This is a genomic window from Microcoleus sp. S36a_B3 (genome assembly GCF_036700745.1).
GTDB lineage: Bacteria > Cyanobacteriota > Cyanobacteriia > Cyanobacteriales > Microcoleaceae > Microcoleus.
Genome location: NZ_JAUBPN010000002.1, coordinates 262,084 through 288,645, shown reverse-complemented (window position 1 = coordinate 288,645; position 26,562 = coordinate 262,084). Strand labels below are relative to the sequence as shown.

Sequence of the window (26,562 nt, the reverse complement as noted above, 5' to 3'; positions counted from 1 at the left end):
TAATTTTGATCTGAAAAAACACAGTTAACTTTTAAGAATTAGTTGTTTGTATGATTTAAAAATGTACAGCAGGAAAGGCTTTTATGAGTAAATATGACAATTAAATTCACGATTTATCTATTCGCTGAATGGATAGAAGTTCGCCCATGAAGTGATATTTAAAGACTAAAAGTTTATTAATTTGGCATGAATAATATGAGCTTTAAGATTTGTCAATCCTGAATGTTTTTGTCAGAAGTCGATAAATTTTGTTAGAAAATTATAAAATATTATAACCTAGCTAATAAATTATATTTTGTAAATATAATGTATATTCTGTGCTGGAGTTTACTAGAAAAACTGATTAAGTGTAACAACACCTTGGTAGGATATAGGTAGCTAAAGTCCAACATCTTAAATCTAAAACCTCAAATCGACATGAGCCAGAATTTAGACCGCATTGCCCCTCACGGCGGCATCCTGGTCAACCGCATTGCCACACTAGACCAAAGACAAGAATTTTTTGACAAAGCAGAAGTATTGCCGCGAGTTCAGCTTTCGGATCGATCGATCTCTGACCTGCAAATGATCGCCATCGGAGCCCTGAGCCCCCTCAAAGGGTTCATGAACGAAGCTGATTATCGATCGGTCGTCAAAGAAATGCGCCTGTCCAACGGCATCCCTTGGTCGGTTCCCATCACCCTCTCAGTCAGCGAAGCAGTCGCCGACAACCTCAAAGAAGGCGTGTTAGTGCGCCTCGACTCCCCGGCTGGCGAATTTGTCGGCATCTTGGAACTCGCAGAAAAATACCGCTACAGCAAAGAAGAAGAAGCCGTCAACGTCTACCGTACCGACGACCTCAAACACCCGGGCGTGCAAGTAGTAGACCAAGCCGGGCCGGTTAACCTCGCAGGCGACGTTTGGCTATTGGAACGCGAACTAGACGCCCGGTTTCCTCAATATCAGATTGACCCGGCGAAATCGAGACAGATGTTCAAAGAAAAAGGATGGAAAACTATAGTCGGTTTCCAAACCCGAAATCCCATCCACCGGGCCCACGAATATATCCAAAAATGCGCCTTAGAAACAGTAGATGGCTTGTTTCTGCACCCGCTAGTAGGGACGACTAAAGATGACGACATCCCGGCTGACGTGCGGATGCGTTGTTACGAAATTTTGCTAGAAAAATACTATCCAAAAGACCGCGTAATTTTGGCAATTAATCCGGCGGCGATGCGCTACGCTGGGCCCAGAGAAGCCATTTTTCATGCTTTAATCCGCAAAAACTACGGGTGCACTCACTTTATTGTAGGGCGCGATCACGCTGGAGTTGGCGATTATTACGGCACTTACGATGCCCAACACATTTTTGACGAATTTGAGCCGGGAGAATTGGGAATTGTGCCGATGAAATTCGAGCACGCTTTCTATTGCAAGCTGACGGAACAAATGGCTACAACTAAAACAAGTCCCAGCAGTCCCGAACAACGGGTGCATTTGTCTGGAACCAAGGTGCGGGAAATGCTGCGGGCTGGAAAATTGCCACCGCCACAGTTTTCTCGACCGGAAGTTGCAGCCGAATTAGCTAAGGCTATGAATATTTTTAGTTACGAGATTTAAGTCTTGAACTTTGGTATTGGTGGCATTCTGAAAAGTTTTAACTTTTGAGTTTCAATGTGAAATTTGAAAATTTCACCTTGAAACTCAAAAATTTTAACTTAAAACTTAAAAAATATCTGAATAATTAACAGTCACCATCTACAAAAATTAGGCGAAAAGTGGTTTGATAGGCTAGTTATAATAGTAAGGTGTGGTGTGCATCGCCGGCGAGGCGTGCCGCACCGGAACTCATTAGCCAAACGGTGGTTGTACCTGCTAATTATAGGGTTCTCGGCGTGCGGTGCAAACCTGCAATATAAAGGTTCTGCATCAGCCCGGATATAATTAAATTCCCAAAAAATATTGAGGGGCATTTAAGTTAAAATTAACCGCATCAGCAGGAGTCCCGCACCAAACACGGTACTCCGTTGAGTGACGCGAGGAATGCGCGTGAGGCTTACCCACCGAACAAATCTTTGATTCCCGCTATTGCAGTATTAGTTTTCACGAGATACAATAAAACCAGAGTTTGTGAATGTAATGTCCCAAGTAATCACCGCCAAGCTAAAACTCAAACTGACTACCGAGCAAAAAGCTTTGGTATCTCAGACTGCTTTAGCCTACCGAGATGCTTTGAATTATACTTCACAAGTTGCTTTTGATGCAGGCAAAACCAGCAATGGTGCTAAGCTACAAAAAGCGGTCTACAACGAATTGCGGGTGAAATTTGGGCTGGGAGCGCAAATGGCTTGCAATGTACCCAGACAAGTTTCTGGGACTTACAAAACGTTGTGGACTAAGGCCAAACAATCTAACGATGCTATTGCTTCATGCTACACCACGAGACGATATAAAGCGTTAGACAAAGCCCCCAAATATATCTCTCGAACTTGTACCTTAAATTATCAACGTGACTACTCTTTTAAAGCCGGGAGGCAAGTGAGTATCATCACTCTCCAAGGTCGAATAGTAGTGACCTATGAGGGCTACAATAAGCATTTAGATTTAATTGCCAATGGTGCAAGGATTGGAACAGCTAAAATTGTCTATCAGCGTTCCTCCAAGATCTACTATCTGATGGTAAGCCTTGAAGTAGAAACGCTTGAAATTGACCCACTAAAAATAACTAGAATTTCTGGTGTTGACGTGGGTATGCGCTACTTAGCGGTAGAAACAGACTTACAAAATAAGTCTAAATTCTACTCAGGGAAGAATGCTAGACATCAAGCTAATCGCTATCATAAAGCACGGATGACTCTTCAGCGTAAAGACACTCGTTCAGCGAAGCGAAGATTAATCGCTCTGTCTGGGAGAGAGAGACGGTTTATCGCTGATGTGAACCACCAAATCAGTAAGGATATTGCCAAACCTAACACCCTAATTGGACTAGAAGACCTCACCGGAATCCGGGACAGGACTAGGACGAAATCGGGCAACAAGGCAAGCAAGAAGAGACGAGTAGCTAATCGAAACAAAGCTAAATGGTCTTATGCCGAATTGCACGGGTATATTGACTATAAAGCCCATCGAAATGGTTCGTTAGCGACTAAAGTTCCGGCTCATTACACGTCGAAAAGTTGTCCTAAATGTGGACATACTTCGGATGCTAATAGACCAAACAAAGGACTATTGTTTCGATGCGAATGTTGTAGTCATGAGCTTCATGCCGATTTGATTGGTGCACGAAATATTGCAATGAGAGCGTTGCTTGTCCGGCAAGACTGGATGAGCACGGGGAGCTTGTCAGCATCCCCTGATGTATCGAAGGATGAAACCAAAGCCCAAATCCTGCAAAGGTTTTCGGAATTGCGGTGGACTTCAGATGCAAGCCTGCACGCTCGGCGGTACTCCGCTTAGTGTCGGGTAGTTGACAACAGAAAATTCACAGCTATTTAAAAAACAGCTATTTAAAAATGGGACTGAAGCGGCGGGAATTTTTACAGCAAGCTGGCCGGATGCTGGCAGCGATCGGCATCAGCGAAACTTTGTGGTTGCGGTTGGGCGATCGCTACCTCCAAGCCTTAGCCCAGCCGACTGCGCGTAAATTGGCTTTGTTGGTGGGGATCAATAAATATCCAGACTCGCCTCTGTATGGCTGCGTGACGGATGTGGAATTACAGCGGGAATTATTGATCGAGCGGTTTGGATTTGCGCCGTCGGACATTCTGACTTTGACTGACGATCGAGCTACGAGGGAAAATATCGAGACGGCTTTTGTCACTCATTTAACCGAACAAGCAAAACCAGGCGATGCGGTGATTTTTCACTTTAGCGGCTGCGGTAGTCGAGTCGGTTCGATCGACACTCCAGGCAAATTGCACAATAGTTTGGTGCCGGCGGATGACGTTGTACCGCTGTTAGCAAACCGAGCGGTGAATGATATTTCAGAGGAAACGCTGCTGCTGTTGATGCGATCGCTCCCGACAGAAAAGGCGATCGCCATCCTCGACACCAGCTACACCTATCAAAAATTGCCCAAAAACGGCAACTTTCGCATTCGCTCCCGTCCGCGCTCCACCATCGGCCAGCAAAGCATCGGAGAATTAACGTTTGCCCAAGGCCTCAGATCGAGATCAAATCTCCGTCCGGCGGCCGCGGTACTTGCTGCTGCTGCGAATTCCCAACTCGCCGCCGAACAACAGTGGAACGGATTTACCGCTGGTTTGTTTACCTACGCCCTCACCCAAACTCTGTGGTTAGCAACTCCCGCTAGTAGTTTCAGCGTCAGTTTCAGTCGCGCCGCAGGTACTGTCGAGGAAATGGCGGGGTTATTGCAACAACCGCAAATTCGCCATGACAATTTAACGGCACCGCCTGCAGTTAATTTTTCAAATTTAATGTTGAATTCTGTGGCGGCTGATGGCGCTGTAACGGCGGTGGAAGATGGCGGCAAAACTGTGCAGTTGTGGCTCGGCGGTTTGTCGGCGGGGGTTTTGGAATGGGCGGGGAACTCGGTATTTGCTGTGGGTTCGCCTGCTGCATCGATCGAGGGCGATTCCCTAGGCGATGGGTACACTTCACTACTTTTGGTGCAGGCTCGCACGGGCTTGACTGCTAAGGCTCAAATTTTAGACGGGGGCGATCGCCCAAACAGACAATTAACCGCCGGCGAACTCGTGAGGGAAGAAATTCGGGTATTTCCGCGAAAAATCGGTTTGACAGTAGCTTTGGACTCTGGTTTGGAACGCATCGAGCGGGTAGACGCCACGAGTGGCTTTGCGACTGTGCCGCAAGTTTCGGTGGTAGGGAGCGATCAACCCGCTGACTATCGGTTTGGCACAGTCCCGGAAACGATTTTAGCTGAAACTTCGTCGGATCGGCCTGTTTTGTATCAACGGCGCTACGGCTTGTTTTCTCTGGCCCAAAGGCCGGTTCCCGACACCGAGGGCGACGGGGGAGAAGCGGTGAAGGTGGCCGTGCAGCGGTTGGCTCCGCAGTTGAAAGCGTTGCTGGCGACGAAGTTGCTGCGGCTGACTGTCAATGAGGGGTCTTCGCGACTGAAGGTGCGGGCGGTGCTGTCAACTATGGCCCCGCAAGCCAAGGTGATGGTGGAGCGGGAGCCGGTGCGAGCCGATCGCACTTATCGCTTGGAGCCCATGAGCGCAGACAGCGAGAAATCGGCAAATATCGATATGCTCAGCGTCAACAAGGGCGATCGAATTCAGCACAGACTGTTTAACGAAAGCGATCGCCCAGTGTATGCTGCGGTGTTTTCGTCGGATAATGCCGGACACCTGTTGGTAATGAATTCTCAGATCGAAAATTATCCCGGAGCGATGTCGGTGGCGATCGCCCCCGGAGAGAATTTGACTGTACCGGGCGCTGGGACTTTCGGCTGGGCGGTATCGGGCCCGAGCGGACTGGGGGAAACTCTAATTATATTTAGTGAAAAACCCTTCACTCGAACTCAGACGGCGATCGAGGAAGGAATGCAGCAAGTGAGGAATGCTTCACCAATCCGAGAATTGTTGAATCCTTTAATTGTCGCGCAGGCCGTCTTGGAAGATTTGCACAATGCTAGTATTCCGGGTGTGGAGAAGTTGGGGATTTCCACTGATGATTTGGCTTTGGATGTGAATATTTGGGCAAGTTTGAGTTTTGTTTATCGGGTAATTTAATTGTAAAATTGCGAAGGTTTTTTATGGGAACATCTGTGCATGAGCTTTATAATAGGGCTTTTTAAAATGCCGGAGATGCACCCGTTTTCTACAACAGATTAGCTTCCTAAATCATATCCAATCCGGTAGCATCAGAATAAATTCACTGTTGACTGTTGACTGTTGACTGTTAACATCATGAGGAGTGCTACCGGATTTGATATCACAGATCGATACAGAAACCGCAGATATCAGGCAGATCGACGCCGATTAATATCAAATCCGGTAGCATCGGAATTATAAAATCGAGTCAGATCAAATCCGCGTTTCATAGTTCTGTATTCATCTCTCTCTTGTCTTCCTCTGTGTTCTCTGCGCCCTAGCGCCGGTTAAATCACCTGACGATGCTACCGGAAACGATATAACGCAGACAATTGAAGGAATTGAAGGCGATTTAGTGCCAGAAGTCTAATATCATGTCGGGTCGATTACTATAATGCAAAACGGATCTGTGCGGTCGATCGACCGGACACGATATAACCTATAATCGAAATCTACCGGAGTAAAACATCGATATTCATATGCTTGTTTCCGCTAACTGGGAAACTATATGTTCGAGCGTATTCCTATTAGCCGCGATAAACTTTTTCCACGAGTTGAGCCAAGCGTTTCATCGCAGTCTCAATTTCATCATTTGTCGCAGTCAAACTAATTCGCAAACATTCGTGCTTGTGCTGCCAATCTTCCCGCAAACCGGGGAAGAAAGAACTTCCCGGCACGACTATTACGCCGACTTCTTTCAATTTTTGGTATAGTTCCCAATCCGTCATTGGCAAATCTTTCAGCCACAACCACGCAAAAATTGCTCCTTCGCCTCGGTGCAAGAACCACGGCAAATCCTTCGGCATCGATTGTTCTAAGGTGGTTTCTACGATCGCAAATTTGCTTTGATAGTACGGGCGAATTACGTTGAAGGAAATGTCGGCAAGAGCGCCGGAATTAATGGCGCGTGTGGCGATCGCCTGTCCGTATCTCGGCGAATGAATGCACATATTGGTCTGAAAAGATTCTAATATTTGAATAATGTTTCGATCGCCGATCGCAATTCCGATTCTTTCTCCCGGCAATCCCGCTTTTGACAAACTCATGCAATGCACGATGTTGCCGCCGAAAATCGGTGTCATTTCCGTAAAATTCAAGGAGGGGAAAGGAGGGGCGTAGGCGGAATCGACGAACACCGGCACGTCGAAAACAGCGGCTAAATCTGCTATTTTTTGAACTTCGTCGTTGGTGAGAACGTTGCCGGTGGGGTTGCAGGGACGGGAAAAGATGACGCAACCGGTGGTTTGGTCGATCGACAGTTGGCTGAAATCCGGCCGGTATTTGAATCGGTGCGCCGCTGCATCAATATCGAGGGTGGGTTTGCAAGCGATTACCGCTTCGGGAATTAAGCTCACGCCGCCGTAACCGGTGTAGTCTGGGCTCAGCGGTAGGACGATCGATTTGAAATTTGGGATTTCCGAATTAGGATCGGCAATCTGTGTTCGCGGTGCAGTGTAGCCGCCGAAAGCGTTGGCTGCGTAAAAGTAAATTGATTGACTTCCGGGAGTAATTAGGACATTGCGATCCGTCAAATTCAGTCCGTAACGCTGGTTAAAATCCGTCACTACAGCATCGATTAACGGCTGATAGCCTTGACTGGAACCGTAGCGGCAAACCACTTCGCCGTATTCCGGGCTCGCCAGAAGTTCGGCCGTGCAATCGCGCCACAATTTCTCGACTTCGGGCAAAATCACCGGATTTCCCGCGCTCAAATTGATAAACTCCTGCCCGCTGCCGGCTCTGAGAGTTTCAATAATATCTTTCATGATCGCCCGCACGCCGGTGAGGTGGGACATCTGAGCGCCAAACTGAGTAAGGGCAGGGTTCATAAATGCAGCGACAAAGATAAAAGTTTACAGCTTATTATAATAACTCTTGTTGCAGGCATTAGCGTAGCTTGTCTGGGCGATGGGTTGTCGATCGCCCAAACTGCCAATTAAATAAACTAGATCGCACAGCATTTTGTTTTTTCCCTTCTGCGCCCTGCTGCATCAGATGAGCTCGAATTTGTAGAGTTTGATCGGGCGATCGAACGTAGTGTTTTTTGCCGGAAAATTCGCGAACCTGGCCGTAGTATCCAATTCAAGAGTTTTGCTGAAATTTCGGGTAGTGCCCTGAAGGAAAGGATCGGAGTAAGCTATGATTAGAGAGAAGTGTTTGCCATTAGTGATATGACAGTAGAAATTAATTCTTGCCCCAATTGTGGCTCAAAAGAAGTTAGTCGTAACGGTCAGACTCGGCATCATAAACAAAACTACAAATGTCGAGAATGTGGCCGTCAATTTGTTTTGAATCCGGCATGGAAAGCCATTACCAAGGAACAACAGGAGTTAATGTCACGGATGCTACTTGAACGTATTTCTCAGGCTGGGATTGCTCGGGTATTGCAAGTATCTGAAGATACAGTACAGCGCTACGTAAATGCCGCTTCTGTCGTTGAAAAGAAGCAAGTGGAGGTAAGTGCCAAGCCAAAAAAGCGCCTGAATGTTCAGATGGATGAGTTATGGTCGTTTGTCGATAACAAAGGAAATCAGCAGTGAGTATGGCTTGCATTGGATGCCGAGACTAGGGAAATTGTTGGTGTACATATTGGGGATCGTAGCGCGGTATCAGCTCAGGCCTTATGGAATTCAATGCCACCAGTTTACCGTCAATCGGCAGTAATTTATACTGACCATTGGAGTGCCTACGATTCTGTATTCCTGGCAAACGTCATCGTAGTGTAGATAAAGATAGTGGTTTTACTAGCTATATTGAGCGCTTTAACTGCACTATTCGACAACGAGTATCTCGGTTAGTAAGAAAGAGCTTAGCTTTCTCTAAAAAATTAGAAAATCCTATAGCTGCTATTTGGCGCTTTGTGCATCATTATAATGCTAATTTACAACTTTAGATGCCTGTTTAAATTTGAATGCGGTTTTGTTCTCCGCTCCTTTCCTTCAGGGCGCTACCAAATTTCGCCCCACGCGCGCGATCGACTGCCGGTGCTTGACTCTAGCTCTTGAGACAGTTTAATATTAGTATCAGACGCGATCGTAACAGAGTTTTATTTGCTCCAAGCATTGCTATAATAGTAAGTTTAATTGATCCTCAAAAGTTAGATTTGTTGCTAGCTCATTTTCAAAATTCGCGGTTTGTTGACAGCGGTGCATTTTATCATCAATCCTACTAAAGCCAAAAGATTTGGTAACGTAACCCTTGCGGTGGCGTTACATAACAACTGCGACAATCCCAACCACATCTAACAGTCGTAAACTTCAATAAAACCATGACACGCTTTCCACTTATCGAATACGAGGAAATTACAGATCCTAAAGCCAAGGAAGTCTACGAAGAAATCTTGACAGAATTGGGGTTTGGTATCGTCCCCAACCTGTTCAAGTCAATGGCAATCAACCCAGACTTATTAGAAGCAAATTGGAAAAAATTTCGGGGAACAATCCTGCAAGGAGACTTACCCAGAACTCTAAAAGAAATGGTCGGTGTCGCTATTTCCCAATTCAATAACAGCCAGTACGCTCTCCAAGTTCACCTGCACGGATTGTCTGCCTTGGGGATGAGCGAAGAAGTCCTGCGAACCCTAGTTTCTGACTTTGCCAACTGTCCTCTGCCAAAACGCGATAAAGCTGTCATTAGCTTTGGCTTGCTGGCGGCTATAAAACCCCTGGAAATGACAGAAGTTCATTACCAAAATCTGCGGGATTTAGGGCTAGATGATGCGGAAATCTTTGAGATTATTGCCACAGCAGATTTGTTTAGCTTTGTCAATCGATATACCGATGCAATTGCCCTAGAAATTGATGCTTTGTAATCTATAATCCACTACGGTTTACTTAAGATTTTTCCAAGAGAGGAACGAAGGGGGAGCATCTGGTGTTTTGCATTTATAGTGCGAGCATCTCAAGAACTTGCGTATTGTACAACTCGCGAGTTCTTGAGGTGCTCGCACGCTCAATAAAAAAATGCTTTTTGCAAAACTTCAGATGCTCCCGGAACGAAGAACGAAGCAATCGCAGTATTGATTAATTTTTCATAATCTTTTACCGCCTGGATCGTCTTAAGTAAACCGTATTGATCTATCATCTCATACCCCTATTATGGGCGAACGGCTAGAAGAGCAAGACCGAGAAGAACTTTTGTTAACTGCCCGCCGTTTGTTAGCAGAAACTCAGGCGCTTTCTATCCGCATTGCAGCCGTCAACGAAATTGCCACTGCCATTAATCGCACCCTCGATCTCAATCAGATTTTGCGGGTAGTAGGCAAGCAAGCCAAATGGCTGCTAGACTTTGAACACTGTAGCGTTTGCCTGCACAGCTCTAGCACTTGCACGACTTTATTTGGCAAGCATATCCCTATAGAGATTGCTGCCCTACCAGACAGCAGCCCAATTAACAAAGCCTTCAAAACACGTCAACCTCAATTAATTCAAGAAGCCGGTGCTACTGCTATTTTGTCGCCCTACGCTTCGCAAATTATTCTTCCTTTGGAAAGCGAAGGTAAGGTTTTAGGAACAATTAATTTTGCCACAACAAAGCCGCGAGCTTACACTCAAGAAGACCTACGAATTGGCTATCTTTTGGCTTTGCAACTATCCTCGGCAATCCGCAATGCCGAACGCTTTAAAGAGATGAATAATCTGTATTTGGAACTCGATGCCGAAAAGCACAAATCCGACCAGCTACTGTTGAACGTACTCCCGGTTGAAATTGCCGAGGAACTCAAAAATAACGGCAAAGTGGAACCCGTTCATTATGATTGCGTATCGGTTTTATTTACGGATTTTCAAGACTTTACTAAGTTATCTGAAAAGATGACTCCGCGAGATTTAGTTGACGAACTAGACTATTGTTTTTCTTATTTCGATCGCGTGATGGATAAATATTGCTTGGAAAAATTAAAAACTATTGGCGACAGCTATATGTGTGCGGCGGGAATTCCTGTCCCAATGGCAACACACGCCTTTAATGCTGTACTCGGAGCTATAGAAATTCAACAATTTATGGAGTTGCGAAAAGTGCATAAAGCTCAACACAACATTCCTTATTGGGATATCAGGATTGGTATTCATTCAGGCCCAATACTTGCTGGAGTAATTGGGAATAAGAAGTTTGCCTATGATGTCTGGGGAGATACAGTTAATACTGCATCTCGGATGGAATCTTCGGGTGTGCCTGGAAAAATTAATATTTCTAGTGCAACGTTTGAATTAGTTAAGGATTTTTGTGAATGTGAATATCGAGGGAAAATCCTTGCTAAAAATAAGGGCGAAATGGATATGTATTTGGTTAACCATCTTAAATAATACAGTGCGCGATCGCATCAACATCGAAGAAACTGGTTTTTTTATACAGTCTCGGATGCACTCCAGGCAAAGAAGCCAGTTTTTTACCCTTACTGCGGATTACCGTGTAGGATTTTCGTAAAAAAAATGCAGTGTTCCCTGGTTATATTAAAATTATTGAGTTGTAGATTTTATTTTTTAACTCCCATGCGTATTTGGCAAGCCGATTTTTACCGCCGCCCCCTGCAAGACGAAACAGGTAAACCATTGTGGGAATTATTAATTTGCGACGGGGCACAAACTTTTCAATTTAGCGCTTTTTGCAGCCAGTCGGAAGCTAATTCTAATTGGCTGGCGGCGCAGTTGCACCAGCAAGCTCAAATTCAGAATTTGCCGGATTTGATTCAAGTATTTAGGCCTCAATCTCTCAGTTTGATCGAAGCTGCGGGCAAGGTTTTGGGTATCAAAGTAGAAGCGACTCGCCGCACTGCAGCTTTGAAATTGCTGCTGCAAAAACGGGCAGAAGAATATTTGAGTATGCCTAATTATACAGCCGAAAATTACAGCCCGATCGCCCTTGAAACTCCGCCGCCGGTTCCTTTACCCCAAAACCTTTGGGGTGATGGCTGGCGTTTTGCTTCCCTAGCCGCAGGCGATATTGTAGAAGCTTTTCAAGAACGTCCCATACCAATATTGGAAATGCCTGAATTGCTGCTACCGCTGACTTTGGGCTTAGCTTCCACAGTACCGGTGCCCGGTGTTGTGATTGACGGCGGGCGACAGTCGATGCGGTTGGCTAAATGGCTTCAGGATGTGAAACCTTTTGCTTTGAATTATATTGCTGGTACTCCAGATGGATTGATTTTGGAAGCTGGATTGGCAGAGAGGTGGGTTGTGGCTACTTTTGAAGATAGCGAGGTGAAGGCGGCTGCAGAAATTTACCAACAGCGCCAGCAATTAAGTAAAGGATTGCATTTTTTGTTAGTGCAGCCTGATGACAGCGGTATGACTTATACAGGTTTTTGGTTGTTAAAGTTCGATCAATAATATTTAAATATGATTATTTCTGATGTGGATCGATCGCAAAATAAAAAATACTGTCCGAACTGAGTTCCAGCAGATACAAAATCAAACATAAATTTTAGAATAACTTCTCAATCTAGTCAGAGATAGTGCAGCCCAGTTATTCCACAACCAGAATCAATCCGTTTTGGATGCCCTCACACAATCGGTTAATGTAAAATTGATCCTTTTTGTCTAGCCCGTTGAGGACTGCTGAGTGAAGCAGTTGTCTGTCGAGGGGAGTAATTTGGCGGAAGGCAAAGATGCGCTGGGCGATCGCCTCCACAGAGATTTTGGGGAGGCTAGCAGAACTTACTGTCATGGTCTTCATACCCTGAAAATAGGTAACATAACTCTGTACTTTTATTTTTAAAGATTTTGTAAAGTTATTTTGTGATTGAAATCACATAGCTTTATAAATAATATAGAACCCATTTGAGATCTTTCATTCCTTACAGCTAATCCTATGAGCATCAAGCGGATAAAACCAAGCTGGAGCTTGGCATTGGCCCGTTCAAATGTCCGGTCAAAGTTTTTGACTAAGCTTTTACATCGCTTGCGAGCCAAGCATTAGATCTCTAAATCACCCACCTAGCCTTAACTGGCACAAATCCTGACTTGCCTTTGGCTGCCTTTTCTGCTTTCGACGGTTTAGGTGAGAGTTGAAATTGTAGCTTGGTGATGATTGCAGGGTAAATCAGTTCCAATGCTTGGGTCAGCTTGTCAGGATGATAACCATTATCTAGCAAGATGGTAATTTTTGGAAGTTCCAGCGGTTTAGATTTGAAGTAATTAATATTTTGGGAGAGCATCTCAATCAATACGTAGGTCATCAGATACATTGGCAGGAGTGCAGTGAGTGAAGAAAGGAAAGCCTAATATATCTACAGCTAGATGTCTTTTCATCCCATTTGTCGCTTTGTAAAAACAAAAACATGAATGATTCAACACCCTTCATTACAAGTGTTCTTCACTGCTGGTGAATCGATCGTGATCAAGGTCGTCCACTGTGTTTTTTTTGACTTGTTCGCGCACTCTTCCATGTAAATCTGTTCGGACTCACCTCAGACTCAATATATTGTTCGGCTTGCAAGACATTAATTTGTAGCCCTCGCCGCGCGTACCGCCAAAGTTCCGGGATTCCGAGAACTTGATAATTATCCAACTGCGTGCGATAGGTGAGATAGATTTTTATAGCTAAGTTTGGTGGCAGATCTACACTCATATCCAGGCGATTTTTACCGATAACTGCTGCTTAATTTTGAATGTAAAAATAGGTATCCGGTTCTACAGCCTGACTCATGCGTTCGTTTTTCAACGTTGTCGAACCCAAAGACTCAAATGCTATTTGTCGTGCTTCCAATAAAAATTTTACCATGTCGCCAATTATTTCCTTGGCTTTTTCATGTTCGGGTAGGGGAACCATAATTTCTAAGAGTCCGTTACTATAGGAAATTCGGGAAGCACGACTTTCTCCCAATTCCGCTAAAATACTTTCCAATTGTTGCCAGTTCACATCTTCCACCAGTAATTGCTGACCCGGTTGAATCTTCAGTTGTCTTAATTCCAATAGCATAATTGTTCATCATATTGTTTGTAGCTAGGATTTCACTTTTTCCTTACTGTCTAAAAATCGGGAGCATTTCAGTGTGGCATTTGAGCGTGCGAGCGTCCCCGAATAGCGAGTTTGTACAATACGCGAGCGAGGACGCTCGCACTAAATAGTGGAACACAATGAATTCACAAAAATTTGGCTACAAGCCTTCCTCCGTAAAGAAGCTGTATGTAATTAATTCTGTGCGATTACTTATAATAAAAAAATGCTTTTTGCCAAACTGAGATGCTCCCTAAAAATCCAAACCAAGAAAGGACTAAAGTCCTTACTACAAACCTTTCGTTCGTAGTGAGGACTTTAGTCCTTTTTTGCTAACGACTTGCAGCCATTAACAATTAGAAATTATCTAGCTTTTCCCAACACTAGATTTTTAATGTGCAGCGCTTTCGGCTGTTTTGCTATGTTTGCTATTACCGTTGCCGTTGCGCGGTTGGATAACTCCATAGCCACCGTGAGTCTTGCGTTCGTAGAGCACGTTAATTTCGTCTGTTTCCGCATTGCGGAACATATAGAAATCGTGATCGATAACCTGCAATTGTTCCAAAGCATCTTGCACCGTCATTGGAGGCATGGCAAAATACTTAGTCCGCACTACCTCGGCAGGAAGTTCGGGAGTTCGATCGCCAATCAAATCCGCTGCTACAGGATGTTCATCAACTACCGCAATTGTTTTGGGACTACTCTGGATTTTGTTGTCGTGGCGTTTTTCCTTAAATTTCCGCAGTTGACGAGCGATCTTGTCGGCAACCAAATCGATGCTGGCATAAAGGCTTTCCGTGCTTTCTTCAGCTCGAATCACGCTACCGTTAGCATAAATTGTCACCTCAGCAGTCTGCTTAGGATTGATCCTGGGGTTACGAGCCACCGATAGATGAATATCGACTTCTGTAGTCAAAGTTTGAAAATGGCTAACTGCCTTTTCAATCTTTTGATTGACGTACTCGCGAATCGCATCGGTGATTTCTATATTTTTACCCTGGATAACAAGCTTCATAGAGCTCCCTCCCTTCTGTAACTTGGGTATAGTTTATACAATAGCATTATGTATTAAACAAAACACTTTTCTTTCAAATCTTTTTTATATGTTGACAATTCTTGATTTAAACTGCACCAATATTCCGTAAAAACACTATTGATTTTTTTCATGCTTTCCCCTATTATCCCTCAAAACCTAAATGCACAACCCTGCTTGCTCTTCGATTGGGGACAAGTACCTTACTCCCAAGCTTGGGAAATCCAGCAAAAACTGGTGCAAGAGCGCCGGGAAAATCCTGATTTGCCTGATGTGCTGATTTTGCTGGAACATCCGCCGGTTTACACTTTGGGGCTGGGATCGAAGTTGGAATTTCTGAAATTTGACCCCGATCGCACTCAGCCGGAATTGCACCGAGTTGAGCGGGGCGGTGAGGTGACTTACCACTGTCCGGGCCAGTTGGTGGGCTATCCAATTTTAAATTTGCGCCGTCACCAGCAGGATTTGCACTGGTATTTGCGCCAGTTGGAGGAAGTGCTGCTGGGAGTGTTGGAAGTTTGCGGGCTGAAGGGTTCCCGGGTGGCGGGTATGACTGGCGTTTGGGTGGATGGTAGCAAGGTGGGGGCGATCGGGATTAAAGTCAGCCGCTGGATTACGATGCACGGTTTTGCTTTAAATGTTTGCCCGGATCTAACAGGTTTTGGACAAATCGTACCTTGCGGGATTCCCGATCGACCGGTTGGCAGTTTGGAGCAATTTATACCGGGAATTGAGGTCGATCGCGTGAGGGCGATCGTTATGGCAGAGTTTGCTCGCGTTTTTGGAATGGAAATTGTGCGATCGTCGGAGTCATAGATAGATGGTGCGTCACTCTCAACATTCCGGCGGAGTCTCGAACAACCCGAAAGTGACGCACCCTACGGCTGTGATTAAAACGGAATCGGATCGTAATCGGGATTATCAGCTTCGTTAGACGAACCCGACTGGCGATCGGACTCAGAAGAAGACTGATGCGAGTTCCAATCCGAGCTAGACGTGCGGTTAGCAGGGCTTTGAGGGCTGCTAGAACTGCGACCTCGGGAACTCATGGGAACCACATTGCTCGGCACATTAGCCGGGGCTGTATCGCGAATTTGAGTCGGTTCCGGGGCAGTTCTAGCTGCTGGTGCAGCACTCATCGCATCGGCGCCGAGAGTGTAAATTCTTTGGGCGGTTAGTTCAGCGCGCTTTTCTTTAATACCATCTCTTTCGATCGTATTCATACCCAGCCGGCCTTCAATAATCACGCGATCGCCCTCGCGATATTTTTCGTGAATTTCTTGAGCCAAACTTCCCCATCCTATCACCTTCAAATGCTCAGGCGGATCTTCAGGTTTTGGGCCGGGAAACTGAATCAACATTTCAGCGATTTGAAGTTGATTATCTGGAGTATAACGGAGTTGCGGTTGTTGAATTATTTCCGCCATTAAAATGCAGCTATTCATCTGTTATCTTTGCGTAATTGGGAATTGAGAATTGGAAATTGGAAATTGGAAATTGGCTCGGATCGCGTACTGTAGATTATTATAACAAAAACGGTTCGCACTACGAACGACGACGACGAATATTATTGCGCTCAATCGAGCGGACAAAATATCGTTGGTATTTGTTAATTGGAAATTGGCGATCGGACTGGCGAATTCAGGATTGTTATACTAACAATTGCCTAAATTTTTTACAGGAGAATAAAGCAGCTTTTTAACGTAGATAAACGCAGAGGCATTTCTGAAGAGTTGGTAATTTTAACAATCTTATCTGTTAATTTTTCTGCGCTATTAGCTATTAGTTGTTAGCAATTTCCAATTTCCAATTTCCAATTTCCAATTTCCAATTTCCAATTCCCCACTACCAATTATTCATTACGACCAAAGGTATCTTGGAGAACCGCAGCCTCGGTTTGAGTGACAAAATCGTGAACGAAGGCGCGGTACTCCTTCAAAGTTTCCGATACCCAATCTCGGTCTTCGCTGTTCGCGAAGATATGAACTGTGGGTTCGCTAGCATCGGGCAAAACTAATACCCAATTGTCGTCGCTGTAGTTAAAAATCTTCACTCCATCTACTAATTCTAAACGATCGGGCGCATGAGTTTCTACTAAATGCCGCATCAGGGAACCTTTGACAGTCCAAGGACAGCGGACGCTGTAACTGCGGTGGGTGACGCGGGGAAGTTCGGCTTTGATCTGTCCGAGCGATCGCTCCTGAATCGTCATCATTTCTATCACTTTAGCAATGCAGAACATTCCGTCAAACCCCGGATGCAACTGCGGGAAAATAAAACCCATACTGCCACTACCGCCCAAAACTACATTCGGGTTCCTGTTAGCGGCCTCCATCAAAGCAGTTGGGTTCGCCTTAGTGCGGATTACCTTGCTTTGATAGCGGCGGGCGATCGCCTCCACCGCCGAAGACGCATTCACCGGCACTACTACTGTACCTTTCGGATTAGCAGTAAGCATCAAATTTACCATCAGCGCCGTCAGCATTTCCCCACGAATCGCTATCCCAGACTCATCTACCAAAATGAGCTGTTCGCCATTGGCCGACACCTGCACCCCAAAATTAGCGCTGAGTGCTTTCACCACTCGGCCGAGTTGGTCGAGCAAATATTCCCGTTCCCCGTTGCTCAGAGAAGTCTGCTTGAGACTCGCATTGAGCACCACCGCATCGCAGCCGAACTTAGCGAGCACTTGCGGTAGAATTGCCCCAGAAACAGCGTAAACGTAATCGATTACCACCTTAGTATTGCTGTAGCGTATTGCTTCAACATTCATCTGCCGCTCAAACATTCGGTTGTAAATTTCGAGAGCTTGGTTAAAGTACGACATCTCTCCAATTTCGGGAATTAGAGCTCTGCGTAAATCTTCCTTAAAATAAGCGCCCTCGATTTTTTTCTCAGCCGATTTAGTAATATTGATGCCTTTGATATCAAAGAATTCAATTAAAATGTGGTCGGAGCGATCGGGCGAAATGCGAACGTGAATCCCACCGGCAATTGAGATCGTAGATGTAACCGTGCGGGCGATCGGAATAGCCGTCGATTCCAAATTGACTACATTAATTCCCACCGACATCAAACCCGCAATCAAAGACCTCGAAACCATCCGCGAAATACTGCGCTGATCGCGAGAAACCGATACCGAAGTCCCCGGTTTCAAAGTCGAGCCGTAAGCCGCACCCAATTTCACCGCAAATTCCGGGGTAATATCCACATTGGCCAGTCCTTGAACGCCGCGCTGACCGAATAAATTTCGCTTAGCTTGTTCTCCCCAAATTAAATTTTGATTTAACAAAGCGCCGGATTCAATATTTTTGCTCGGCCAGACGCGCACGGAAGGGCCGATTTGTGATTCTTCTCCCACGATCGACATTGAACCGACCACAGCACCTTCGAGGATGTGGGCGCGCCTGTCTATCCGGGTACTGCGGCAAATCACGCAGGCTGTTATGTGAGCGTCTTCGCCGATAATTGCTCCGTTCCAGACGATCGGACGTTTGAGGTTAGCGTCGGCCCCTACTGTCACGTTATCTCCGATTACTGTACCCGCATCGATTTTAACTCGGGCTGCAATCCGGCAATTATTACCGATCATCGCCGGTACTTCGACGATCGCGCTATCGTCAATAAAAGTATTTTGACCTACCCAAAGCCCCGATCGAACTTCGTTGTAGTAACTCAAATCCAGCTTGACTTTTCCTCGCAGCGCGTCGTATTGAGCTTCGCGGTAAACATCAAGCTGTCCGACATCGCACCAGTAACCCTCGGCCACGTAACCGTACATCGGCTCGTTTTTTTCCAGCAGCAACGGAAACAAATCTTTCGAGAAGTCGCACTCCTGATTTGCCGGCAGGTAGTCCAAGACTTCGGGTTCTAAAATGTAGATTCCCGTATTGACGGTATCGGAGAAAATTTCGCTGCTAGAGGGCTTTTCCAGAAAGCGGCTGATGCGGTAATTTTCCTCGGTAATCACCACCCCGAATTCCATCGGGTTAGGAACGCGAGTTAAAATTAATGTGGCTTTGGATTGCTTGCGGTGGTGAAATTCGATCGCTTCTGTCAAGTCGAAGTCTGTGATGCTGTCGCCGCTAATCACCAGAAAAGTGCGATCGAGCAATTCAGCAATATTTTTGACGCAACCAGCCGTACCCAGCGGTTGGTCTTCCTCCACAGCGTAAGTCATTTGAACGCCAAACTCTGCCCCATCAGTAAAATATTCGCGCATCACATCAGGAAGGTAGTGCAGGGTAGCAATAATTTCCGTAATGTGATGCCTTTTTAGCAAATTGATAATGTGTTCTGCGATCGGGCGATTCAGAATCGGCACCATCGGTTTAGGCAAATCGCACGTCAGGGGTCTGAGCCTCGTTCCCGACCCCCCAGCCATCAGCACTGCACGCATAAAATCCTCCTTGCTTTGAAAGCTATCTACCGTCATTGTCCGCTAGAAAAAGTTTGCCTGCTGTAACCTGTGGGGCACCGCTATCAATTCTTAGTTAATTATCTTTAAGTAGTTGCACGCCTGCGAAGTCCCAAAAAGCGAAGTCGTCCCCCAACAGCAACCGAATTTCAACCGAATCAGGATTTGCCACCTCGACTTTTAGCAAAAGTCGCTTCTTGCTTGCACCCTGAAAGCTCTTTCCTGGCTGTTATAGCAACCGCGCCCGACCTTTAGGACGTTCTCAATTGCTCAAACCCTTACTGAATATTGCTTCTTTCTTCTTCCTGATGACTGATGATCGATCGCAGCGCTCGATCGAGGATACAGCACTGCTGACTAATGACTAATGACTAATGACTAATGACTAATGACTAATGACTAATGACTTCTGCTATATTTTTAAGCTTCCCACCATCAGCGATTTTGAAGTATCTAGCTGAAGGTGGAATTGCTACGGGTATCCCTGCGCCAAGCCGTCCGATAAATGATAGATTAAGAGTAGAGCCTTGCCTCGCTAACTCAAAATCCAATCAGTCGCTTAGGGGGTTATTTCATGGAACCGTTAATTGGATTGGTGTTGCTAGTCGCTTACGGCGGCGGTATTTGGAAATTTTGGAGCGGTTTCGATCGCACTAACTTCGACAGAAATTTTGCCAACCGCATGAAACTGTCTTTGTTGTGGCCCGCGTTAATTTTTAATAAGCCTTACCGTCAAAACTTTACAAAAGCACTCAAAGGCTCTAGAAGGTAATCCAAGAATGTCTAAAAAGTCGGAGCACCCAGTTGCAGGTCAAGAGCAGACTTGGTTTGCCAAAGGAAAATCAGATAGCTGGCAAGTTTTACTGTCGCAAGTAGCCACTCGGTTCGATCGCGAATATCAAGGAGAAGCATTCGCCCTACCCGAAGAAGTCGAAGCAATGCCAATTTTCCTAGAATCAGTCGCCGGAACCCTCCAAGCAAAAACAGTATCTCCCTTCTGGAAAATTGCCAAACCTCAAAAAAACCAGCGCTGTCTAGACATTGGCTGCGGAGTCAGCTTTCTCATCTACCCTTGGCGGGAGTGGGAAGCATATTTTTACGGTCAAGAAATCAGCAGCGCCGCGCGAGACGCATTAAACGCTCGCGGCCCCCAGCTCAATTCTAAGCTGTTCAAAGGCGTAGAATGGGCACCCGCCCACAAGTTGAATTACGAAGAGAATCAGTTCGATTTATGCCTTGCTACAGGCTTTAGCTGTTACTATCCCATAGACTATTGGAATATTGTTATGGGAGAAGTCAAGCGAGTTTTAAAACCGGGCGGTCACTTTGTATTTGATGTTCTCAACCCCAATGCACCTCTAGCAGAAGACTGGGCAATTTTGGAAACTTATCGAGCAGGGGAAGTATTTTTAGAGACAATAGAAGACTGGGAAAAACTGATAAAAGCTGCGGGCGCTAAAGTAGTAAAAAAGCAAAGCGGCGACTTATTTCAAATGTACAAAATTCAATACAATTGAGATGTAAGAAACCTCCCCAATCTTCAAAAATTATCCAACAGCTATGGGGGTTTAGAGAAACTTTCCACAAACCGTTTTTGAAGATTGGGGAGGCGATCCAGGTTTCAATTTCTGCCATAGCTAACTTGTAAAGATTCAGGTTCTTCTGGGTTTGCGGCGATCGGAAAAATTAATTAGAAAAGCAAGCTAACAGTCGAGATAGAAAATTTTCAAAATTAACAAATCCATAGGCTTGACGCTTAATCACTTTGAGATGATTGTTGATTTCTGACCTAACACCACTAATTGTTCGGTTCAAGAAATAGTTACAAATTCCATCGATATGATTGCGAAGCATGGTTAGGGTATCACTGTAAATCGGTTGTGCTTTTTTAATCCATTCAAGCAGTGATTTTCCCCCTTTTTCCACACTATGATGACTTTCAGAAATATCTCTTAATGCTTCTTTAAATTTCTAGACAAGCTTAATCCGCTTAAATTGACTTAAAACTGTAGCCGATTTAATCCGCTCCTCTTCTTTTAAATCTACACCATTCCTCAGAACAATAAATCTGCTACCTTTGCCTTTGAGCTTGCTTTGGATTCGGATTTTATCCAATTCCTCGTTTACAAAGAAATTTTATTCTAGTTATTCGATCGCCCACAATCTAAAGGATCTGTTGCTATACTGGGCCAGGATTGGGCTTGCCGAGCAGTTTGCCACCAGCCAGCCAGTGAATTACCATTAAATTGTCAAAATGTTAAAAAATGTAAATTATAGTTAAGTGGGGTGTGTCAGTATTTTCCACGGGATTAGGAAGTGGACAGCAGAAAACCCTGACTTTTGCAGGCACGATCGGGAATTTCACATTTTATGACAACTTCAAGATTTGACCTTCAAGACTTGAAACACCGCTTTTGGGCGATTTCGCGAATGCCAGCGGCAACCCTAGTCGTTTTGGGGGCGGTTGCTTTCGCAGGCGCGATCGCCGGAGCCTGGTTTGCCCGTGAAGGCACGGTCAGCGGCATTTTTGCCACAATCGACACTTGGCAGAAAAACCCGCCTGTGTGGCTGCAAGTACCCGCTGCGAGCAAGATGTATTTGTTAGTGCCTACTGTCGTGCTCGTCTCGGCCGCTTTAGCTGCAATGAAAATTTCGCCTCAACCGCAGAAACGATCGCGGGCTGTGGTAGTTGCAATAGTTTTGGCTTTAACAATTCGCTACGTTTTGTGGCGATCGCTAGCCACCCTAAATTTAAGCGATCCCCTCAACGGTATATTTAGTTTAGGGCTGTTTTTCCTAGAAATGTTAATGGTTTTCACCAGCAGCATTCAACTGTATTTAATGCTCGGAGTCAAAGATAGGTGCCGAGAAGCCGATCGCATGGCCGTTGCAGTTGCAGAGGGAAAATTTGCGCCAACAGTCGATATTTTGATTCCAACTTACAACGAACCAATTTTTATTTTGCGGCGCACAGTCATCGGCTGTCAAGCTTTAGATTATCCCAACAAAAAAGTATATTTGCTCGACGATACCAAGCGCCCAGAAATCAAATTGCTGGCAAAAAAAATGGGATGCGAGTATATAACCCGACCCGATAATCTGCACGCCAAAGCGGGAAACATCAATCACGCCACATCCCTAACAGATGGAGAATTAATTGTTGTTTTCGATGCCGACTTTATTCCCACTAAAAACTTTTTAACCAGAACAGTAGGCTTTTTTCAGAATCCCGAAATCGCCCTCGTTCAAACACCGCAAAGCTTTTATAACCACGATCCCATCGCCCGCAACTTAGGTTTAGAAAACGTGCTGGCCCCGGAAGAAGAAGTATTTTACCGACAAATTGAAATAATCAAAGACAGCGCCGACAGCGTGATTTGTTGCGGTACATCTTTTGTCGTGAGACGCAGCGCCCTACAAGCGGTGGGAGGCTTTGTCACAGATTCAGTCTGCGAAGATTACTTTACCGGAATTCGGCTCTCAGCAACCGGCTATCGCTTAGTTTATTTAGATGAAAAGTTAAGCGCTGGTTTGGCGGCTGAAAATATAGAGGCTCATCTAACCCAAAGGGTGCGCTGGGCGCGAGGTACGCTTCAGGCATTTTTTATTAATTCCAATCCTTTAACAATTCGCGGACTCAGATTCGTACAAAGGCTGTCTCATTTGGAAGGATTGCTGCACTGGTTTACCAGTTTAACCAGGGTTTTGTTTCTGTTGATGCCTTTAGCTTATTCGTTTTTGGGTATAATTCCTTTGCGGACAAATGCGCGGGAATTGCTGTACTTTTTCCTACCTTATTATTTGGTGCAAGTTACGGTTTTTTCTTGGCTGAACCGCAGATCGCGATCGGCTTTACTTTCGGATGTATACTCGTTTGTTCAGTGTATTCCTTTAGCAGTAACGGTGGTGAGTGCCATGCTCAAGCCCTTTGATAAAGGGTTTAAGGTGACACCGAAGGGAATAGCGAGCGATCGCTTTAATTTCAACTGGAATTTGGGATGGCCTTTGATTGTTTTGTTCGCCGCAACAGCATTCAGCTTGTGGCACAATTTAAACATTAATTTAGTTAGAAACTGGAGCAGCGTACAGACAGTATCCGAGACTGCTGATTTGTTAAAAGGCGTGAGTTTGGGCTGGATTTGGAGCGTTTATAATCTGTTGATGCTGGGGATAGCGCTGCTGATTTTGGTGGATATTCCTAAGCCGGATATTTATGAATGGTTCAATTTGCGGAGGGTTGTACAATTGAATGTGGGCGGTGAAACTTTGTGGGGAATAACTACTGTAATTTCGGAAAGTGGCGCTGAAGTTGCTCTGACAAAGCGACCGAGTTTTGCGGTGAAAGGTAAAGAAGGTAATGAGAGTTTTGCCGCAGCAGAAATGCTCCCCAACTATGCTGTTCAAACAAGTTTATCGCAGGGTAAAATAAGAGCGATCGCCCCCACAGCAGTCAAAGCGAGAAATTGGGTGGCACCGCCTGTTCTCAAGTTGGACACTGAGGCTAGTTTGAGAGCATTTTTGATTGATTGCGAGTCGGCGACTCTGGAAATTATGGAAGAGAAATGTTTTATTCCTGTGGCTAAAATTGAGTTGGTTAGCGATAAATCTCAGTTGGAGTCGAGTTTTCGGGATGCTGCTGGGTGCACTGTTGTGGAATTTCCGACTGTGCGAATTGCCTTCGATCGCCTGAGTGTTAGTCAGCGCCGCTGTTTGATCGAAATGCTGTACTGTCGCCCCGGCCAGTGGAAGCGGCAGGAAACTCCGGGAGAATGGCGATCGCTGTGGCTGTTGTTGAGAATTGCTTTGAAACCGAGGGCTATTTTTGAGAGAAACAGATCGGTTAGGGCGATCGGGGTTTCGCAAGTTTAAATCACTTTTTCTATCGAAATTTGTCTTTCTATGTCGGGCAAAATAATCTCTTCGCCCAATCGGTTACACCTAATTTACTTACCCGCAACTGAGGGCGAGATCCTCCCCTGTGCCAAAATCAGTAAACTGGCGCACCTCTGGTTCGTGGAATGCTAAAACAATATCTTCTTTAGGCACTCCCAATTCGACGAGTTGGTTCGCAATTCCGACTTCAGTACCGTCATGCTGAATCCAAATTTTCCCATTCTTGATATCAAGATGCAGAATACAGCCAAAATCGCGTTTATTTCCACGCCAACCAACATACAGAAGTTGATAATGATCTTGCTCAGCATCGAAAAGAGTTTGCACTTCGTATTCTTGCGCGTTGCGTTGTATCGAAGTGCGCGATCGCCGTTCTGAAAGCAGATGACGAATGTATTGCCTATATTGCTCTACAGCCATTGAACAATAACCTCCTGTTGCACATCATAAATTATTAATCGTAGTTGATATCGCTGAACTGCAGCCACAATAAACCGTTGTTGAAAGAAACTTTCATAAATTGGCACTCGCACCGCTAGATAGAGGCGGCGATCGGGTTCAATAGTTTCAAGTGCATCGCGATAATTAAGGAATTGTCCCAATGCAGTATGAAAATCTGAAACATTGGATGGCTGATGAAACTTTTAACTTCTACAGCAATTTTCTGACGATCTCGCTGGGCCGCTAACAATTGTTCCGCAGCTAAATCAATCTCAAAATCTACATCATCAACATTAATTTGATATAGCAATCCTAAATCATTTGTGAATTTCTTACTCCCTCCCCGAACTCGCGGGGAGGGTTGGGGTGGGGTAAAAATATTTACGACTCATTTAGGATTGCTATAGGGGTCAGCCGTAATCTGCCAACCTTCCTTTTCTAAACCAGTCTTAACAACACCATGAAACCGATCTTTTACCATACAAGTTTTCTAGTTGCGGATAACTACTCATCTTGTAAACATTTCTGCTTGACCAGCCATAGAAGTTACCAATGAATATTATAATCTACCTTTCGCGATCGCAAATAGTTTACAAAGCGGGTAGCGGCACAAAATCGTAACCGTAACTGCTGCGATTTCCGGGTTTAACAATTACTAACTGAACGGCTCGATTGCGATCGCCCGAAGGTAAAAATCGAATCGGGCCCGATGCTCCTGTTGCTGAAAAATCTGGCGCTGATAAAGCTTTTTGAATGCCTGTACGAGTCGGATCGCGCTCTAAACCGACAATTAATGCTTTTGTCGCATCGTAGGCTAAAGCCGTGCGCCAACTCACTTCTGCATTCCAAAGTTGTTTGGATGTTTGGGGAAAATTTGACTGCGGATCTGCGAGAATATGCCAAGGAACAGCCAGCACCATACCTGTGGCTGCCGCACCACCGACTTGCAGTGTTTTAGCAGTATAAACGCTGTCTCCTGCTAGTAAGGGCAGGCGTTGGGCGTTTACTTGCACTACTTGCAAAGCTTTGTCTAGCGTGGCTGTATCGGCTGCTAATACGATCGCTTCTGCTCCTTGGGCGATCGCGCTTTTAACACTCTCGGCAGCATTAAAATTGCCCTTAGCAAAGTCAAATTCCGATACTATTTGTCCGCCATCTCCGTAAACTGCCGTCGTAAATTCATCTTTTAAAGATTTGCTGTAACTGCTGGCAGAATTAAAAAATATCACCGCTTTTTGCTTTTGCAATTTTGTCAGCATATAGCGGGAAAGAGCATTAGCTGCAAACCTATCGCTCGGTACTGTCCGAAATATATCGCTACCAATTCCTGAAAGCTGGACTGACGTACTTGTCGGAGAAATTGCTACTAATTGATTTTGCTGGTAAATCTTGCTGGCTGCTAGGGTGGTGTCGGAACCAAAATGTCCGATTACTCCTAAAATTTCCGAGTTATTTGCCAAAGCACTGGCAATTTGCGAAGCCATTTCTGGGTTGTTGTCGTCGTTAGCAATTAGCACTTTTAATGGAGTACCGTTAATGCCGCCGCTTTGGTTGATTTCATTTTGAGCTTGAGCGACACCCCGCAGAATTTCTAAAGCGGCATTGATATCTGCACCAATGGGAACCGCTGCGGCAATTGTGTAGGATTTTCGATCGCCGATGCGGGCGTTGTTGAGGTAAATTAGTGCTTCGGGATCGTTGCGATTGGTTTTCAGCGAAGCTTGTAAGTCGGAAATAGCTGCGTTATAGTTGCCAGATGCGATCGCCTGTACTGCTGCTTGTTTGGTTGTTGTGGCTTGCTCTGGAATTAACACTTTTTGTCCAGCACTCAGACGCTGCTCAATTGCCTGCTCTGATTGCGGGGAATTTCCCGTCTGGGACTTAGAAACTGTCGGATTTTGGGATGATGAACCTCCGAGATTGATGCCGCCGCGGCTTGTCAGCCACCAAATACCTGTGCCGGCTAGCCCGATCGTAATTAGGAGTGATAATGCTAAAACAGCGGTTTCGTTTTTTTGGGACATGGCTGCACAGTGTTATATTTTAGGTTTGAGATTCAAACG

General features: G+C 45.3%; 21 protein-coding genes and 3 pseudogenes. 11 read left to right on the top strand and 13 right to left on the bottom strand.

Going from position 1 to position 26,562, the window contains the following annotated elements; translation table 11 throughout:
• Positions 1-417 precede the first annotated feature (417 nt).
• The 3 genes from sat to QUA01_RS03285 all read left to right on the top strand — a co-directional run bounded on the left by sat (position 418) and on the right by QUA01_RS03285 (position 5,696).
• On the top strand, positions 418-1,599 hold the full coding sequence (gene sat, locus QUA01_RS03295) for a sulfate adenylyltransferase (protein ID WP_333087590.1): 1,182 nt from the start codon (positions 418-420) through the stop codon (positions 1,597-1,599).
• A 519-nt stretch (positions 1,600-2,118) separates the two neighbouring features.
• On the top strand, positions 2,119-3,435 hold the full coding sequence (locus tag QUA01_RS03290; RefSeq protein ID WP_333087591.1) for an RNA-guided endonuclease InsQ/TnpB family protein: 1,317 nt from the start codon (positions 2,119-2,121) through the stop codon (positions 3,433-3,435).
• A 56-nt stretch (positions 3,436-3,491) separates the two neighbouring features.
• Entirely contained in the window at positions 3,492-5,696 is a 2,205-nt protein-coding gene (locus tag QUA01_RS03285) for a caspase family protein (protein ID WP_333087593.1), read from the top strand.
• Positions 5,697-6,304: 608 nt separating this feature from the next.
• On the opposite strand, the gene QUA01_RS03280 is transcribed toward QUA01_RS03285, so the two are convergent.
• Positions 6,305-7,606: a valine--pyruvate transaminase gene (locus tag QUA01_RS03280; protein ID WP_333087594.1), complete on the bottom strand. Its 1,302-nt coding sequence runs from the start codon at positions 7,604-7,606 to the stop codon at positions 6,305-6,307.
• Between the two features lie 342 nt (positions 7,607-7,948).
• On the opposite strand from QUA01_RS03280, the pseudogene QUA01_RS03275 reads away from it, so the two are divergent.
• The 4 genes and pseudogenes from QUA01_RS03275 to QUA01_RS03260 all read left to right on the top strand — a co-directional run bounded on the left by QUA01_RS03275 (position 7,949) and on the right by QUA01_RS03260 (position 12,106).
• A pseudogene (locus tag QUA01_RS03275) lies at positions 7,949-8,670 on the top strand (IS1 family transposase).
• Between the two features lie 375 nt (positions 8,671-9,045).
• Complete coding sequence (locus QUA01_RS03270; protein ID WP_333087596.1) at positions 9,046-9,588, top strand: carboxymuconolactone decarboxylase family protein; 543 nt, start codon at positions 9,046-9,048, stop codon at positions 9,586-9,588.
• 286 nt (positions 9,589-9,874) lie between these two features.
• A complete protein-coding gene (locus tag QUA01_RS03265; protein WP_333087598.1) occupies positions 9,875-11,080 on the top strand; it encodes an adenylate/guanylate cyclase domain-containing protein in 1,206 nt (401 codons plus the stop codon).
• 186 nt (positions 11,081-11,266) lie between these two features.
• Positions 11,267-12,106, top strand: a complete 840-nt coding sequence (locus QUA01_RS03260) for a Tab2/Atab2 family RNA-binding protein (RefSeq protein ID WP_333087600.1) — start codon at positions 11,267-11,269, stop codon at positions 12,104-12,106.
• A 136-nt stretch (positions 12,107-12,242) separates the two neighbouring features.
• Here the strand turns inward: QUA01_RS03260 and QUA01_RS03255 are convergent, their stop codons facing one another.
• The 5 genes from QUA01_RS03255 to hpf all read right to left on the bottom strand — a co-directional run bounded on the left by QUA01_RS03255 (position 12,243) and on the right by hpf (position 14,730).
• Positions 12,243-12,443, bottom strand: a complete 201-nt coding sequence (locus tag QUA01_RS03255; RefSeq protein ID WP_333087601.1) for a hypothetical protein — start codon at positions 12,441-12,443, stop codon at positions 12,243-12,245.
• Positions 12,444-12,699: 256 nt separating this feature from the next.
• Positions 12,700-12,954 carry a hypothetical protein gene (locus QUA01_RS03250; protein WP_333087603.1) on the bottom strand — a complete coding sequence of 85 codons (255 nt, stop codon included), beginning with the start codon at positions 12,952-12,954 and terminating at the stop codon, positions 12,700-12,702.
• A 161-nt stretch (positions 12,955-13,115) separates the two neighbouring features.
• Positions 13,116-13,346: a hypothetical protein gene (locus QUA01_RS03245; RefSeq protein WP_333087604.1), complete on the bottom strand. Its 231-nt coding sequence runs from the start codon at positions 13,344-13,346 to the stop codon at positions 13,116-13,118.
• A gap of 30 nt (positions 13,347-13,376) precedes the next feature.
• On the bottom strand, positions 13,377-13,697 hold the full coding sequence (locus tag QUA01_RS03240) for a Uma2 family endonuclease (protein WP_333087606.1): 321 nt from the start codon (positions 13,695-13,697) through the stop codon (positions 13,377-13,379).
• Between the two features lie 409 nt (positions 13,698-14,106).
• Entirely contained in the window at positions 14,107-14,730 is a 624-nt protein-coding gene (gene hpf, locus QUA01_RS03235) for a ribosome hibernation-promoting factor, HPF/YfiA family (protein ID WP_333087607.1), read from the bottom strand.
• A 150-nt stretch (positions 14,731-14,880) separates the two neighbouring features.
• Here hpf and lipB point away from each other — a divergent pair, with 150 nt between their 5' ends.
• Positions 14,881-15,564 (top strand): lipoyl(octanoyl) transferase LipB, encoded by a 684-nt coding sequence (gene lipB / locus QUA01_RS03230; RefSeq protein WP_333087608.1) that lies wholly within the window; start codon positions 14,881-14,883, stop codon positions 15,562-15,564.
• A gap of 74 nt (positions 15,565-15,638) precedes the next feature.
• Here lipB and QUA01_RS03225 read toward each other — a convergent pair whose 3' ends face one another.
• A complete protein-coding gene (locus tag QUA01_RS03225) occupies positions 15,639-16,193 on the bottom strand; it encodes a single-stranded DNA-binding protein (RefSeq protein ID WP_333087609.1) in 555 nt (184 codons plus the stop codon).
• A gap of 407 nt (positions 16,194-16,600) precedes the next feature.
• Positions 16,601-19,147, bottom strand: coding sequence for a mannose-1-phosphate guanyltransferase (locus tag QUA01_RS03220; RefSeq protein WP_333087610.1), 2,547 nt, complete (start codon positions 19,145-19,147; stop codon positions 16,601-16,603).
• A gap of 592 nt (positions 19,148-19,739) precedes the next feature.
• Here QUA01_RS03220 and QUA01_RS03215 point away from each other — a divergent pair.
• Positions 19,740-19,937: a hypothetical protein gene (locus QUA01_RS03215; protein ID WP_194070129.1), complete on the top strand. Its 198-nt coding sequence runs from the start codon at positions 19,740-19,742 to the stop codon at positions 19,935-19,937.
• Positions 19,938-19,944: 7 nt separating this feature from the next.
• A complete protein-coding gene (locus QUA01_RS03210; RefSeq protein ID WP_194010509.1) occupies positions 19,945-20,682 on the top strand; it encodes a class I SAM-dependent methyltransferase in 738 nt (245 codons plus the stop codon).
• Between the two features lie 169 nt (positions 20,683-20,851).
• Here QUA01_RS03210 and QUA01_RS27305 read toward each other — a convergent pair.
• Positions 20,852-21,121 (bottom strand): annotated as a pseudogene (locus tag QUA01_RS27305) (transposase); the annotation flags it as partial.
• Between the two features lie 414 nt (positions 21,122-21,535).
• Here QUA01_RS27305 and QUA01_RS03205 point away from each other — a divergent pair.
• Positions 21,536-24,034: a glycosyltransferase family 2 protein gene (locus QUA01_RS03205; protein WP_333087611.1), complete on the top strand. Its 2,499-nt coding sequence runs from the start codon at positions 21,536-21,538 to the stop codon at positions 24,032-24,034.
• A gap of 78 nt (positions 24,035-24,112) precedes the next feature.
• Here the strand turns inward: QUA01_RS03205 and QUA01_RS03200 are convergent, their stop codons facing one another.
• The 4 genes and pseudogenes from QUA01_RS03200 to QUA01_RS03190 form a co-directional block, all read right to left on the bottom strand.
• Positions 24,113-24,478 carry a XisI protein gene (locus QUA01_RS03200; RefSeq protein WP_333087612.1) on the bottom strand — a complete coding sequence of 122 codons (366 nt, stop codon included), beginning with the start codon at positions 24,476-24,478 and terminating at the stop codon, positions 24,113-24,115.
• Positions 24,469-24,749: pseudogene (locus QUA01_RS03195) on the bottom strand (element excision factor XisH family protein). Before QUA01_RS03195 ends, QUA01_RS03200 begins: the two are co-directional and overlap by 10 nt.
• Positions 24,750-24,887: 138 nt before the next feature.
• Positions 24,888-24,980 carry an element excision factor XisH family protein gene (locus QUA01_RS27300; protein ID WP_442921513.1) on the bottom strand — a complete coding sequence of 31 codons (93 nt, stop codon included), beginning with the start codon at positions 24,978-24,980 and terminating at the stop codon, positions 24,888-24,890.
• Positions 24,981-25,089: 109 nt separating this feature from the next.
• Positions 25,090-26,523, bottom strand: coding sequence for an ABC transporter substrate-binding protein (locus tag QUA01_RS03190; protein WP_333087615.1), 1,434 nt, complete (start codon positions 26,521-26,523; stop codon positions 25,090-25,092).
• Between the last annotated feature and the right edge of the window lie 39 nt (positions 26,524-26,562).

Bases quoted from the DNA above. Each gene is read 5' to 3' on its own strand.
- sat (WP_333087590.1), top strand. From the start codon at position 418: ATGAGCCAGAATTTAGACCGCATTGCCCCTCACGGCGGCATCCTGGTC.
- QUA01_RS03290 (WP_333087591.1), top strand. From the start codon at position 2,119: ATGTCCCAAGTAATCACCGCCAAGCTAAAACTCAAACTGACTACCGAG.
- QUA01_RS03285 (WP_333087593.1), top strand. From the start codon at position 3,492: ATGGGACTGAAGCGGCGGGAATTTTTACAGCAAGCTGGCCGGATGCTG.
- QUA01_RS03280 (WP_333087594.1), bottom strand. From the start codon at position 7,606: ATGAACCCTGCCCTTACTCAGTTTGGCGCTCAGATGTCCCACCTCACC.
- QUA01_RS03270 (WP_333087596.1), top strand. From the start codon at position 9,046: ATGACACGCTTTCCACTTATCGAATACGAGGAAATTACAGATCCTAAA.
- QUA01_RS03265 (WP_333087598.1), top strand. From the start codon at position 9,875: ATGGGCGAACGGCTAGAAGAGCAAGACCGAGAAGAACTTTTGTTAACT.
- QUA01_RS03260 (WP_333087600.1), top strand. From the start codon at position 11,267: ATGCGTATTTGGCAAGCCGATTTTTACCGCCGCCCCCTGCAAGACGAA.
- QUA01_RS03255 (WP_333087601.1), bottom strand. From the start codon at position 12,443: ATGACAGTAAGTTCTGCTAGCCTCCCCAAAATCTCTGTGGAGGCGATC.
- QUA01_RS03250 (WP_333087603.1), bottom strand. From the start codon at position 12,954: ATGACCTACGTATTGATTGAGATGCTCTCCCAAAATATTAATTACTTC.
- QUA01_RS03245 (WP_333087604.1), bottom strand. From the start codon at position 13,346: ATGAGTGTAGATCTGCCACCAAACTTAGCTATAAAAATCTATCTCACC.
- QUA01_RS03240 (WP_333087606.1), bottom strand. From the start codon at position 13,697: ATGCTATTGGAATTAAGACAACTGAAGATTCAACCGGGTCAGCAATTA.
- hpf (WP_333087607.1), bottom strand. From the start codon at position 14,730: ATGAAGCTTGTTATCCAGGGTAAAAATATAGAAATCACCGATGCGATT.
- lipB (WP_333087608.1), top strand. From the start codon at position 14,881: ATGCTTTCCCCTATTATCCCTCAAAACCTAAATGCACAACCCTGCTTG.
- QUA01_RS03225 (WP_333087609.1), bottom strand. From the start codon at position 16,193: ATGAATAGCTGCATTTTAATGGCGGAAATAATTCAACAACCGCAACTC.
- QUA01_RS03220 (WP_333087610.1), bottom strand. From the start codon at position 19,147: ATGCGTGCAGTGCTGATGGCTGGGGGGTCGGGAACGAGGCTCAGACCC.
- QUA01_RS03215 (WP_194070129.1), top strand. From the start codon at position 19,740: ATGGAACCGTTAATTGGATTGGTGTTGCTAGTCGCTTACGGCGGCGGT.
- QUA01_RS03210 (WP_194010509.1), top strand. From the start codon at position 19,945: ATGTCTAAAAAGTCGGAGCACCCAGTTGCAGGTCAAGAGCAGACTTGG.
- QUA01_RS03205 (WP_333087611.1), top strand. From the start codon at position 21,536: ATGACAACTTCAAGATTTGACCTTCAAGACTTGAAACACCGCTTTTGG.
- QUA01_RS03200 (WP_333087612.1), bottom strand. From the start codon at position 24,478: ATGGCTGTAGAGCAATATAGGCAATACATTCGTCATCTGCTTTCAGAA.
- QUA01_RS27300 (WP_442921513.1), bottom strand. From the start codon at position 24,980: ATGGTAAAAGATCGGTTTCATGGTGTTGTTAAGACTGGTTTAGAAAAG.
- QUA01_RS03190 (WP_333087615.1), bottom strand. From the start codon at position 26,523: ATGTCCCAAAAAAACGAAACCGCTGTTTTAGCATTATCACTCCTAATT.